The organism is Streptomyces sp. (assembly GCF_031178505.1).
Lineage (GTDB): Bacteria > Actinomycetota > Actinomycetes > Streptomycetales > Streptomycetaceae > Streptomyces > Streptomyces gulbargensis.
In genome coordinates this window covers 1-12,322 of record NZ_JAPSIW010000124.1, presented here as the reverse complement: position 1 = coordinate 12,322, position 12,322 = coordinate 1, and the positions used below count along the sequence as shown (strand labels likewise).

Here is a 12,322-nt window from a genome sequence, read left to right as displayed (position 1 = left end):
ACCCCGGTCCCCGGCGACCCGATCATCGGCTTCGTCACCCGCGGCAGCGGCGTCAGCGTCCACCGCAGCGACTGTGTCAACGTCGACTCGCTCTCCCGCGAGCCCGAGCGGATCCTGGACGTCGAGTGGGCGCCCACCCAGTCCTCGGTCTTCCTGGTCGCCATCCAGGTCGAGGCCCTCGACCGCTCCCGGCTCCTGTCGGACGTCACCCGGGTCCTGTCGGACCAGCACGTCAACATCCTCTCGGCGGCCGTCCAGACCTCCCGCGACCGGGTGGCCACCTCCCGCTTCACCTTCGAGATGGGCGACCCCAAGCACCTCGGCCACGTCCTGAAGGCCGTCCGGGGCGTCGAGGGCGTGTACGACGTCTACCGCGTGACCAGCGCCCGCAGGCCCTGACACGCGGCCCGCACCGCGAACACGAGGAAGGCCCCCGGCTGCGTGCCGGGGGCCTTCCTCGTACGGACGAGGGAACGGCAGGCGTCAGCCGCCGAACTCCTGCAGGCCCTTGAGCGCCTGGTCCAGCAGGGCCTGGCGGCCCTCCAGCTCCTTGGAGAGCTTGTCGGCCTTGGCGTCGTTGCCCGCCGCACGGGCCGCGTCGATCTGCTTGCGCAGCTTCTCGACGGCGTCCTGCAGCTGACCGGTCAGACCCTCGGCACGCGCGCGTGCCTCCGGGTTCGTCCGGCGCCACTCGGCCTCCTCGGCCTCCTGGATCGCCCGCTCCACCGCGTGCATCCGACCCTCGACCTTCGACCGGGCGTCGCGCGGCACGTGGCCGATGGCCTCCCAGCGCTCGTTGAGGGAACGGAAGGCCGCGCGGGCCGCCTTCAGGTCCGTCACCGGCACCAGCTTCTCGGCCTCGGCGGCGAGCTCCTCCTTCAGCTTGAGGTTCTCGGTCTGCTCCGCGTCCCGCTCGGCGAAGACCTCACCGCGCGCCGCGAAGAAGACGTCCTGGGCGCCGCGGAAACGGTTCCACAGCTCGTCCTCGTGCTCGCGCTGGGCCCGGCCGGCCGCCTTCCACTCCGCCATCAGCTCGCGGTAGCGGGCCGCCGTGGTGCCCCAGTCGGTGGAGCCGGCCAGCGACTCGGCCTCCGCCGCCAGCCGCTCCTTGATCTTGCGGGCCTCCTCGCGCTGCGAGTCCAGCGCGGCGAAGTGGGCCTTGCGGCGCTTGGAGAACGCCGAGCGGGCGTGCGAGAACCGGTGCCACAGCTCGTCGTCGGACTTCCGGTCGAGCCGGGGCAGGCCCTTCCAGGTGTCCACAAGGGCCCGCAGCCGCTCGCCCGCGGACCGCCACTGCTCGCTCTTGGCCAGCTCCTCGGCCTCCGCGACCAGCGCCTCCTTGGCCGCGCGGGCCTCGTCGGCCTGCTTGGCCTTCTGCGCCTTGCGCTCCTCGCGGCGCGACTCCACCGTCTCGACGAGCTTGTCCAGCCGGGCGCCGAGCGCGGCCAGGTCACCGACGGCGTGGTGCTCGTCGACCTGCTGGCGGATGTGCTCGATCGCCGCGGTGGCGTCCTTCGCGGAGAGGTCGGTGGTCCTCACGCGCTTCTCGAGGAGGCCGATCTCGACCACCAAGCCCTCGTACTTGCGCTCGAAGTAGGCCAGGGCCTCCTCAGGGCTGCCCGCCTGCCACGATCCGACGACCTTCTCGCCCTCGGCCGTCCGCACGTACACGGTGCCCGTCTCGTCGACGCGGCCCCACGGGTCGCTGCTCACAGCGCCTCCTCACCATGATGCCGTCGCGGGGTCGTGCCCCCCGGCATCGTCCACAGTTTCCCGGCGGGCCTCGCCCGCCTTCCGCAGCGCCGCCGGCGACGGCCCGCGCTGCACACCGCCCAATCTAGGCGAACGGCGGCCCGGCTGTCCGCACTCAGCGCGACCGAATTCGGCCGCCCGGCAGGGCATACGGCTCCGGGCTCCGCGTCCGCCGGACTCCGCCCGGCTACTTCTTGGTGACGGTCGCCTTCTCGATGGTGACGCCCTTTTTCGGGGCGCCGTCCGCGCCGCCGCCCTCGACACCGCCGGCGGCCACGTCCCGGACGACCTTCAGACCGGCCGCGTCGATCGTGCCGAAGGGGGTGTATCCCGGGGGCAGCGGGGAGTCCTTGTAGACGAGGAAGAACTGAGAGCCGCCCGTGCCGGGCTGCCCCGTGTTGGCCATGGCCGCCGTCCCGGCCCGGTAGACGACCTTGCCGTCCGCACCGGCCTTGCCCAGCGAGGCCAGGTTCTCGTCCGGGAGCGTGTAACCGGGGTCTCCGGTGCCGTCACCCTTGGGGTCGCCGCACTGGAGCACGAAGATGCCGTCCGTCGTCAGCCGGTGGCACTTCGTCCCGTCGAAGTACTTCTTTCCCGCGAGGTGGTGGAAGGAGTTCACCGTGTGCGGGGTCTTCGCCGCGTCCATGGTGACCGTCACGCGGCCCCGGTCGGTGTCCAGAGCCATCGTGTACGAGGCGTTCCGGTCGATGGTCAGCTCCGGCGCCGCGCCCGTGTTGTCGTCCGAGGGCTTCGCGTCACCGTCCGTCAGGCGCACCGAGGCGTACACCGCGGCACCCGCCGCGAGGACCACGGCCACGACGCCCGCCACGACGGTGTTGCGGCGCCTGGCCCTGCGCCGCGCCTCCTCCCGCCGCTGCTGCTGCCGCACGTACTTCTCCCTGGCGAGCTGCCGCCGACGCTGATCGCTGCTGACCACCGGTCCCGCTCCTTGTCCGCTCGTCTGTTCCCGTCCTGGCCGGGCGTGCCCGTACCGTATACGGGTTGGCTGTGGAACCGGCACCGCCGGTAGGCTCTGACCCGCCGTATTCCGAGGTTTCCACCCCTTCCGCGCCGCTGTGCCGGACGACTTCTAAGGACGAACGTGCTGATTGCCGGCTTCCCCGCCGGGGCCTGGGGGACCAACTGCTACCTGGTCGCCCCCGCCGCGGGCGAGGAGTGCGTGATCATCGACCCCGGCCATCAGGCCGCCCAGGGTGTCGAGGAGACGCTCAGGAAGCATCGGCTCAAGCCCGTCGCCGTCGTCCTCACCCACGGGCACATCGACCACGTCGCGTCCGTCGTCCCCGTGTGCGGCGCCCATGACGTCCCCGCGTGGATCCATCCGTCCGACCGGTACATGATGAGCGACCCGGAGAAGGCCCTCGGCCGCTCCATCGGGATGCCCCTCATGGGCGAGCTGACCGTGGGGGAGCCCGACGACGTGCGGGAGCTCTCCGACGGTGCCGCGCTGAACCTCGCCGGCCTGGAGTTCTCCGTCGCCCACGCGCCCGGTCATACCAAGGGGTCGGTGACCTTCCGGATGCCCGAGAGCGCGGACGTGCCGTCCGTGTTCTTCTCCGGGGATCTGCTGTTCGCCGGCTCCATCGGACGCACCGACCTGCCCGGCGGTGACATGGACGAGATGCTCGAGTCGCTGGCCCGCGTGTGCCTCCCGCTCGACAACTCGACCGTGGTCCTGTCGGGACACGGTCCCCAGACGACCATCGGCCAGGAGCGCGCCACCAACCCCTATCTGCGGCAGGTGGCGGCCGGCCTCGGGAGCACCGACGCTCCCCGACGAGGAATGTGACGATTCACGTGAGCACCTTCAAGGCCCCCAAGGGCACGTACGACCTCATCCCGCCCGTCTCCGCGACCTACCTGGCGGTGCGCGAGGCCATCGCCGCCCCCGTGCGGAAGGCCGGCTACGGCTACGTCGAGACCCCCGGCTTCGAGGACGTGAACCTCTTCGCCCGCGGCGTCGGCGAGTCCACCGACATCGTGACCAAGGAGATGTACGCCTTCGAGACCAAGGGCGGCGACCGCCTCGCCCTGCGCCCCGAGGGCACCGCCTCCGTGCTGCGTGCCGCCCTGGAGGCGAACCTGCACAAGCAGGGCAACCTCCCCGTCAAGCTCTGGTACTCCGGCTCGTACTACCGCTACGAGCGCCCGCAGAAGGGCCGCTACCGCCACTTCTCGCAGGTCGGCGCCGAGGCGATCGGCGCCGAGGACCCGGCGCTCGACGCCGAACTGATCATCCTCGCCGACGAGGCGTACCGCTCGCTCGGCCTGCGGAACTTCCGCATCCTGCTGAACTCGCTCGGCGACAAGGAGTGCCGCCCCGTCTACCGCGAGGCGCTGCAGACCTTCCTGCGCGGCCTCGACCTCGACGAGGAGACCCTGCGCCGCGCCGAGATCAACCCGCTGCGCGTCCTCGACGACAAGCGCGAGGCCGTGCAGAAGCAGCTCACCGGCGCCCCGCTCCTGCGCGACTACCTGTGCGACGCCTGCAAGGCGTACCACGAGGAGGTCCGCGCCCTGATCACCGCCGCCGGCGTGGTCTTCGAGGACGACGCCAAGCTCGTCCGCGGCCTCGACTACTACACCCGGACCACCTTCGAGTTCGTCCACGACGGCCTCGGTTCCCAGTCGGCGGTCGGCGGCGGCGGCCGCTACGACGGCCTCTCGGAGATGATCGGGGGCCCCGCGCTGCCGTCCGTGGGCTGGGCCCTCGGCGTGGACCGCACGGTCCTCGCCCTGGAGGCGGAGGGCGTGGAGCTCGACATCCCCGCCGCCACCTCCGTCTTCGCCGTGGCCCTCGGCGAGGAGGCCCGCCGCCTCCTCTTCGGCAAGATCACCGAGCTGCGCCGGGCCGGGATCGCCGCCGACTTCTCCTTCGGGGGCAAGGGGCTCAAGGGCGCCATGAAGGACGCCAACCGCTCCGGCGCGCGCTTCGCCGTCGTCGCCGGCGAGCGGGACCTGGCGGAGGGCGTCGTCCAGCTCAAGGACATGGAGTCCGGCGAGCAGGAGGCCGTCGCCGTGGACGCGCTCGTGGACGCGGTCCGCGCCAAGCTGGCCTGATCGCCCCGCACCCGGCCGGGCCCGGACCACCGCGCGGTGGTCCGGGCCCGTTCCTTATCTCCCGCGAACGGTGGAGGGCGTCCGGCCTGTTGCAGAATGGCCGTGCCCACAAGGCCGGCCGAGCGAGGGAAAAGGCGACATGACGAAGGCAACGGTGGACGGCGGCGTCCCGTCCGGCCGGGACGGCGACCGCGCGATCCGGACGTCCGGCACGATCGGGGCGAGCAGGCCCCTCGCCTGGCTGCTGGTGGTCACCGGCGCGGCCGGTCTCCTCGCCGCCTGGGTGATCACCCTCGACAAGTTCAAGCTCCTGGAGGACCCGAACTTCGTCCCGGGCTGCAGCCTCAACCCGATCGTCTCCTGCGGCAACATCATGAAGAGCGAGCAGGCCTCGGTCTTCGGCTTCCCCAACCCGATGCTCGGGCTCGTCACCTACGGCATGGTCGTCGCCATCGGCGTGGCCCTCCTCGCCGGCGCCCGCTTCCGCCGCTGGTACTGGCTCGGACTGAACGCCGGCACCCTGTTCGGCGTCGGCTTCTGCACCTGGCTCATGCAGCAGTCCCTGTACGAGATCAACTCGCTCTGCCTCTGGTGCTGCCTCGCCTGGATCGCCACCATCGTCATGTTCTGGTACGTGACCTCGCACAACGTTCGCAACGGCGTCCTGCCCGCCCCCGCCGCCCTGCGCGGTTTCCTCGACGAGTTCACCTGGATCCTGCCGGTCCTGCACATCGGCATCATCGGCATGCTGGTCCTGACCCGCTGGTGGGACTTCTGGACGAGCTGACCGCCCCGGACCGCGGGTGCGGCGCCGGTGGCGCAGGCCGCGTGGACGGCGTTGTCGGTGCGGTGACCTAGGCTTCATGAGCGTGGAGCCCGACCTCTTTACCGCAGCCGCCGAAGAACGCCAGGAGAAGGACCCCGCCGGCAGTCCGCTGGCCGTCCGGATGCGCCCCCGCACCCTCGACGAGGTGGTGGGCCAGCGCCACCTGCTCAAGCCCGGCTCACCGCTGCGCCGCCTCGTCGGCGAGAGCGGCGGCCCCGCCGGCGCCTCCTCGGTGATCCTCTGGGGACCGCCGGGCATCGGCAAGACCACCCTGGCGTACGTGGTGTCGAAGGCCACCGACAAGCGCTTCGTGGAGCTGTCCGCGATCACCGCGGGCGTCAAGGAGGTCCGGGCCGTCATCGACGGGGCCCGCCGGGCCGTCGGCGGCTACGGCAAGGAGACCGTCCTCTTCCTGGACGAGATCCACCGCTTCTCCAAGGCCCAGCAGGACTCCCTCCTGCCCGCCGTGGAGAACCGCTGGGTCACCCTCATCGCCGCCACCACCGAGAACCCGTACTTCTCGGTGATCTCCCCGCTCCTCTCCCGCTCCCTCCTGCTCACCCTGGAGCCGCTCACCGACGAGGACCTGCGCGGACTCCTCGCCCGGGCACTGCGCGACGAACGGGGCCTGGGCGGCGCGGTGACCCTGGCGGAGGACGCCGAGGCCCATCTGCTGCGGGTCGCCGGCGGGGACGCCCGGCGCGCCCTGACCGCCCTGGAGGCCGCCGCGGGCGCGGCCCTCGACAAGGGGGAGCCCGAGATCACCCTCGGGACGGTGGAGGAGACCGTCGACCGGGCCGCCGTCACCTACGACCGCGACGGCGACCAGCACTACGACGTGGCGAGCGCGCTCATCAAGTCGATCCGCGGCTCCGACGTCGACGCCGCCCTGCACTACCTGGCCCGCATGATCGAGGCGGGGGAGGACCCCCGCTTCATCGCCCGGCGGCTGATGATCTCGGCGAGCGAGGACATCGGGCTCGCCGACCCGACCGCGCTCCCGCTCGCCGTGGCCGCCGCCCAGGCCGTCGCGATGATCGGCTTCCCGGAGGCGGCGCTCACCCTCGGCCACGCCACCGTCGCGCTGGCCCTCGCCCCCAAGTCCAACGCGGTCACCAACGCGATCTTCGCAGCCCGCGCCGACGTGCAGAAGGGCCTCGCCGGTCCCGTGCCGCCGCACCTGCGCGACGGCCACTACAAGGGCGCCGCCAAGCTCGGCCACGCGCAGGGCTACGTGTACCCGCACGACGTGCCCGGCGCGATCGCGGCCCAGCAGTACGCCCCCGACGCGATCCACGGCAAGCGCTACTACGAGCCCACCCGCTACGGGGCCGAGGCCCGCTACGCGGACGTGGTGGAGAAGGTCCGCGAGCGCCTCAGGGGCGAGGGCGGCTGACGGATTCCGGGACGAGGGGGCCCTGGTGCGCCGGCCCCCGCCGGAGCCGGTACACTTCTCTGGATTGCTGTGTTCCGTGCCCGGCCCCGGCCGGCACCACCAGAGCGGGACCAACAGCGGGAGTCCCGGTCCCCGGACCTGTTCTCCAGGAGCGTCGCGCACCTTCGAAGGTGTCGCGTGCCACCCACCACCTCCCGGATTTCCCGGACCAGGCGGTGGGTCGTTCGCGTGCTGCACGTATGTGCCCAGACCAGGGAGCGGCTGCCCGGTCGGCCCCTCACGGGACCCGACGGGTTTCCCCGGCTGCGGATGCGACCTCCTCAACCCTGGTGAAGCCGTATTCGTTCAGATAGAGAGGTTGGTTCATGCCGAACCAGTCCCGTCCCAAGGTCAAGAAGTCGCGTGCCCTCGGCATCGCGCTGACCCCCAAGGCCGTCAAGTACTTCGAGGCCCGCCCCTACCCGCCGGGCGAGCACGGCCGTGGCCGCAAGCAGAACTCGGACTACAAGGTCCGTCTGCTCGAGAAGCAGCGTCTGCGTGCCCAGTACGACATCAGCGAGCGCCAGATGGCGCGCGCCTACGACCGTGCCAAGAAGGCCGAGGGCAAGACGGGCGAGGCGCTGGTCGTCGAGCTCGAGCGTCGCCTCGACGCCCTGGTCCTGCGTTCGGGCATCGCCCGTACCATCTACCAGGCCCGCCAGATGGTCGTCCACGGCCACATCCAGGTCAACGGCCAGAAGGTCGACAAGCCGTCCTTCCGCGTCCGCCCGGACGACGTCGTGATGGTGCGCGAGCGCTCCCGCGAGAAGCCGCTGTTCCAGGTGGCCCGTGAGGGTGGCTTCGCCGCCGACGGCGAGACCCCGCGCTACCTCCAGGTCAACCTGAAGGCCCTGGCCTTCCGCCTGGACCGCGACCCGAACCGCAAGGAGATCCCGGTCATCTGCGACGAGCAGCTGGTCGTCGAGTACTACGCCCGCTGACCCGGACGTCGTACCACCTCCGCGGTGTTCAGCCCGCCGCTTCCCCGCCCTTTCCGGTGGGGGAGCCGGCGGGCTTCCGCGTTCCCGGGACCCCCGAAGGGCGCGTCGTACGGAACGGCCGGGGCGCCCTCGTCCCGTCGGCGTCCGGGGCACCGCGGAAGGCGAGGGCACGCTCCACCGCCGCGTCGAGGGACAGCGCCCCGCCCTCCCGCAGCGCCGCCTCGTACCGCTCGGGTCCCAGTTCCTCGGCCGCCCGGCGCGCGCACAGCTCACGCGGTCCGTCGAAGGAGGCGGAGCCGAACAGCCTGATCCCCACCGTGTCCCACACGGGCACCGCGGACCCCTGCAGGACCGCCGCCTCGGCCGGATCGCCCTCGCCGACCGTGACCAGCGCCAGCAGCTCGATCGCCAGGACGAGCCCCACCAGGTCGTGGAAGGCGTGGTTGATGGCCACGCACTCGCGCAGCAGCTCCCGCGCCTCCGCGAGCTCCCCCCGGGTCCACGCCGAGAAGGCCAGCACGTACAGCGCGTAGGCCCGGGCCCAGCGCTCGCCGCGCTCCTCGCAGACCTCCCGCACCTCCCGGCAGATCGCCGCCGCGCCCTCCAGATCCCCCTGGAACGCCCGCGCCATCGCCAGTTCGACCCGGCCCATCAGCACGTTGCTGTTGAGTTCGCCCAGTTCCCGGTACGCCTCCAGGGCCCGCCCGATCAGCTCCTCCGCCCGGGGCATGTCGTCCGAGAGCAGCGCCAGGCAGCCCATCCGGTGCGTCGCGTACGCCTCGGCCAGCGGGTTTCCCGCCTCCCGCGCCCGCTCCCGGCAGGTGTGGAGCGCCGCCACGGCCGCCGTGCCGTCGCCCTGGAGGACGGACACGTAACCCAGCACCCACAGCGCCTTCAGCCGCGCGTCCTCGTAACCGGAGTCCAGGGCCAGCGCCCGCTCCAGCCAGTGGCGTCCCTCCGAGAGGCGCCCGCAGCCCACCCACGCGAACCAGAGCGTCCCCGCCAGGTGCTGGGCCAGGTGAGCGTCGTCCGGCCGCTCCAGGCACAGGTCGAGGGCGGCCCGCAGGTTCGGCAGCGCCGCGTCCGTCCGGGCGGCCACCTCCGCCTGGCGCGGGCTGAACCACTCCAGCTCGCACCAGGTCGCGAGGCCCATGTACCAGTCTCGGTGCCGCCGCCGCATCCGTTCGGTGTCGCCGAGCGCCGCCAGCCACTCCGCCCCGTACGCCGCGACCGTGTCCAGCATCCGGTAGCCCGGTCCGGCCGGGGTGTCCTCCCGGGCCACCAGCGACTGGGCCAGCAGCCCGCCGAGCAGATCGAGGATCCGGTCCTGCGGCAGTTCGGGGCCGCCGCAGACGTACTCCACCGCCTCCAGGTCGAAGGGCCCGGCGAAGACCGAGAGCCGCGCCCACAGCAGCCGCTCCTCCGGCGTGCACAGCTCGTGGCTCCAGCCGATGGCGGTCCGCAGCGTCTGATGGCGGGGCAGGGCGCCCCGCCCGCCGTCGGTCAGCAGCCGGAACCGGTCGTCGAGGCGGTGCAGCATCTGGTCGACCGAGAGCAGGGGGAGCCGGCTCGCCGCCAGCTCCAGGGCGAGCGGGATCCCGTCCAGACGCCGGCACAGCTCCCGCACCCCGGGATCCACGGCCCACCGGTCCGCCGCCCCGGCCCGTGCCGGTTCCGGCCGGGGCCCCGGCACGCCGGGCAGGACGGGACGGACCACCGGGCCCGGAACCGGCGCGCCGGCCTCCGCCGCCCGCTCGGCGAGCAGCGCCACCGCGTCCGCCTCGTCCATCGGCGCCAGGGTGAACACCGCCTCGCCCGCCACCCGCAGCGCCCGCCGCCCGGTCGCGAGGACGGTGAGGCCCGGCGCGTGCGTGAGGAGCTCCCGCAGCAGCGGGGCGCAGCTCTCCACCACGTGCTCGAAACCGTCCACGACCAGCAGCAGCCGGGAGCCCGCGAGGTGTTCGGCCAGCACCTCGCGGGGTGCCCGGGGTGTGTGGTCGGTCAGGCCGAGCGCCTCGACCAGGGCGTGCGCCACGAGCTCCGGGTCCCGCAGCGGGGCCAGCTCCGCGAGCCGTACGCCGTCGCCGTAGCGTTTCTGCGTGGCCGCGGCGACCCGCAGCGCCAGCCGGGACTTGCCGACCCCGCCCACGCCCACCACTGTGACCAGCCGCGATTCCTCCAGGAGCGCCTCCAGTGCGCTCCGCTCGGCGGCCCGTCCGACGAACCGGTTCAGCTCCGCCGGGAGATTGCTCCGTCGCATGGGACACGGAGCGTACTCACCCACGCGCGCTCCGTACAACCGGCGCCCGTGGGCGGGTCCGTGAGCGGTAATGCGGTACGGCGGAACAGCCCGGGCGCGATAGGGTCGGAGAACGACTTTTCGCAAGGGCCAACGACAGCAGAGAGCGGTGCGGCGTGACCGGTGGAGAGGTTGCCGGGATCCTGGTGGCCGTGTTCTGGGCGATCCTCGTCTCCTTCCTCGCCGTGGTGCTGGTGAGGCTGGCGCAGACGCTCCGGGCGACCACCAAGCTCGTGGCGGACGTGACGGAACAGGCGGTTCCCCTGCTCGCCGACGCCTCGGCGACCGTGCGGTCCGCGCAGACCCAGCTCGACCGGGTCGACGCCATCGCCTCGGACGTCCAGGAGGTCACCTCCAACGCCTCCGCGCTCTCCTCGACCGTCGCCTCCACCTTCGGCGGCCCGCTCGTCAAGGTGGCCGCCTTCGGCTACGGCGTGCGCAAGGCCCTCGGCCGGGAGCGCGGCGGCCGGGAGGAAGCGCCGCGGGCGACCACGCGGCGTACCGTGATCGTCGGCCGTACGGTGCCCCTGGCACGCCGCAGGAAGCAGAAGGGCTGAGCCGCGATGTTCCGCCGCACGTTCTGGTTCACGGCCGGCGCAGCCGCCGGTGTCTGGGCCACCACCAAGGTCAACCGCAAGCTCCGGCAGCTGACGCCCGAGAGCCTCGCCGCCCAGGCCGCGGACAAGGCGATCGAGACCGGCCACCGGCTCAAGGAATTCGCCCTCGACGTGCGGGCCGGCATGGTCCAGCGCGAGGCGGAGCTGGGTGAGGCGCTCGGCCTGGACGCGCCGCCGCCCGAGGACGGGGAGCTGCCGGAGGGGCGCCGCCGGGCCGCCCTCGGCGCGACCCGGCCCCCGCACACCCCGTACACGTATCCCGTACTGCCCACGCATTCGAACAACCGGAATGAGGACCACTGATGGAGTCGGCTGAAATCCGCCGCCGCTGGCTGAGCTTCTTCGAGGAGCGCGGGCACACCGTCGTCCCTTCGGCGTCGCTCATCGCGGACGACCCGACTCTGCTGCTCGTCCCCGCCGGCATGGTGCCCTTCAAGCCCTACTTCCTGGGCGAGGTCAAGCCGCCCTTCACGCGCGCCTCCAGCGTGCAGAAGTGCGTGCGCACGCCGGACATCGAAGAGGTCGGGAAGACCACCCGGCACGGCACCTTCTTCCAGATGTGCGGCAACTTCTCCTTCGGCGACTACTTCAAGGAAGGCGCCATCAAGCTCGCCTGGGAGCTGCTGACCACCCCGGTCGAGCACGGCGGCTACGGACTGGAGCCGGAGAAGCTCTGGATCACCGTCTACCAGGACGACGACGAGGCCGAGCAGATCTGGCGTGACGTCGTCGGCGTCCCCGCCGAGCGCATCCAGCGCCTGGGCAAGAAGGACAACTTCTGGTCCATGGGCGTTCCCGGCCCCTGTGGCCCCTGCTCCGAGATCAACTACGACCGCGGCCCGGAGTTCGGCGTCGAGGGCGGCCCCGCCGTCAACGACGAGCGGTACGTCGAGATCTGGAACCTCGTCTTCATGCAGTACGAGCGGGGCCGGGGCATCGGCAAGGAGGACTTCGAGATCCTCGGCGACCTGCCGTCCAAGAACATCGACACGGGCCTCGGCCTGGAGCGCCTGGCGATGATCCTCCAGGGCGTGCAGAACATGTACGAGACCGACACCCTCAAGGTCGTCATCGACAAGGCCACCGAGCTCACCGGCGTCACCTACGGCAAGGCCCAGGACAGCGACGTCTCGCTGCGCGTGGTCGCCGACCACATGCGCACCTCCGTGATGCTCATCGGCGACGGCGTCACCCCGGGCAACGAGGGCCGCGGCTACGTGCTGCGCCGCATCATGCGCCGCGCAGTCCGCAACATGCGCCTGCTCGGCGCCACCGGCCCGGTCGTCGGCGAGCTCGTCGACACCGTGATCACCACGATGGGCGAGCAGTACCCGGAGCTGGTCACCGACCGCAAGCGCATCGAGGCCGTCG

12 protein-coding genes are annotated in these 12,322 nt (G+C 72.2%); 9 read left to right on the top strand and 3 right to left on the bottom strand.

Annotated features, from left to right (window positions below):
* On the top strand, window positions 1-399 hold a 399-nt coding region (locus tag RIF68_RS11790), incomplete at its 5' end, for an ACT domain-containing protein (protein WP_309051141.1).
* 84 nt (window positions 400-483) lie between these two features.
* Here RIF68_RS11790 and RIF68_RS11785 read toward each other — a convergent pair.
* Window positions 484-1,713, bottom strand: a complete 1,230-nt coding sequence (locus RIF68_RS11785) for a DUF349 domain-containing protein (RefSeq protein WP_309051140.1) — start codon at window positions 1,711-1,713, stop codon at window positions 484-486.
* A gap of 226 nt (window positions 1,714-1,939) precedes the next feature.
* A complete protein-coding gene (locus tag RIF68_RS11780; protein ID WP_309051139.1) occupies window positions 1,940-2,689 on the bottom strand; it encodes a peptidylprolyl isomerase in 750 nt (249 codons plus the stop codon).
* Between the two features lie 165 nt (window positions 2,690-2,854).
* Between RIF68_RS11780 and RIF68_RS11775 the strand changes: the two genes are divergently transcribed.
* The 5 genes from RIF68_RS11775 (at window position 2,855) to rpsD (ending at window position 8,035) form a co-directional block, all read left to right on the top strand.
* Window positions 2,855-3,562 carry an MBL fold metallo-hydrolase gene (locus RIF68_RS11775; RefSeq protein WP_309051138.1) on the top strand — a complete coding sequence of 236 codons (708 nt, stop codon included), beginning with the start codon at window positions 2,855-2,857 and terminating at the stop codon, window positions 3,560-3,562.
* A gap of 8 nt (window positions 3,563-3,570) precedes the next feature.
* A complete protein-coding gene (gene hisS / locus RIF68_RS11770) occupies window positions 3,571-4,833 on the top strand; it encodes a histidine--tRNA ligase (protein WP_309051137.1) in 1,263 nt (420 codons plus the stop codon).
* A gap of 139 nt (window positions 4,834-4,972) precedes the next feature.
* Window positions 4,973-5,620, top strand: a complete 648-nt coding sequence (locus RIF68_RS11765) for a vitamin K epoxide reductase family protein (RefSeq protein WP_309051136.1) — start codon at window positions 4,973-4,975, stop codon at window positions 5,618-5,620.
* An 82-nt stretch (window positions 5,621-5,702) separates the two neighbouring features.
* Window positions 5,703-7,055: a replication-associated recombination protein A gene (locus RIF68_RS11760; protein WP_309051142.1), complete on the top strand. Its 1,353-nt coding sequence runs from the start codon at window positions 5,703-5,705 to the stop codon at window positions 7,053-7,055.
* A 365-nt stretch (window positions 7,056-7,420) separates the two neighbouring features.
* A complete protein-coding gene (rpsD, locus tag RIF68_RS11755) occupies window positions 7,421-8,035 on the top strand; it encodes a 30S ribosomal protein S4 (RefSeq protein ID WP_137990520.1) in 615 nt (204 codons plus the stop codon).
* Between the two features lie 28 nt (window positions 8,036-8,063).
* Here the strand turns inward: rpsD and RIF68_RS11750 are convergent, their stop codons facing one another.
* The gene (locus tag RIF68_RS11750) at window positions 8,064-10,295 is read right to left on the bottom strand and encodes an AAA family ATPase (protein WP_309051135.1); all 2,232 of its coding nucleotides are present in this window, start codon (window positions 10,293-10,295) and stop codon (window positions 8,064-8,066) included.
* A gap of 155 nt (window positions 10,296-10,450) precedes the next feature.
* On the opposite strand from RIF68_RS11750, the gene RIF68_RS11745 reads away from it, so the two are divergent.
* The 3 genes from RIF68_RS11745 to RIF68_RS11735 all read left to right on the top strand — a co-directional run.
* Window positions 10,451-10,891, top strand: coding sequence for a DUF948 domain-containing protein (locus RIF68_RS11745; protein WP_309051134.1), 441 nt, complete (start codon window positions 10,451-10,453; stop codon window positions 10,889-10,891).
* A 6-nt stretch (window positions 10,892-10,897) separates the two neighbouring features.
* On the top strand, window positions 10,898-11,254 hold the full coding sequence (locus tag RIF68_RS11740) for a DUF6167 family protein (RefSeq protein WP_309051133.1): 357 nt from the start codon (window positions 10,898-10,900) through the stop codon (window positions 11,252-11,254).
* A partial coding sequence (locus RIF68_RS11735) for an alanine--tRNA ligase-related protein (RefSeq protein WP_309051132.1) occupies window positions 11,254-12,322 on the top strand: 1,069 nt, incomplete at its 3' end. The genes RIF68_RS11740 and RIF68_RS11735, both read left to right, overlap by 1 nt.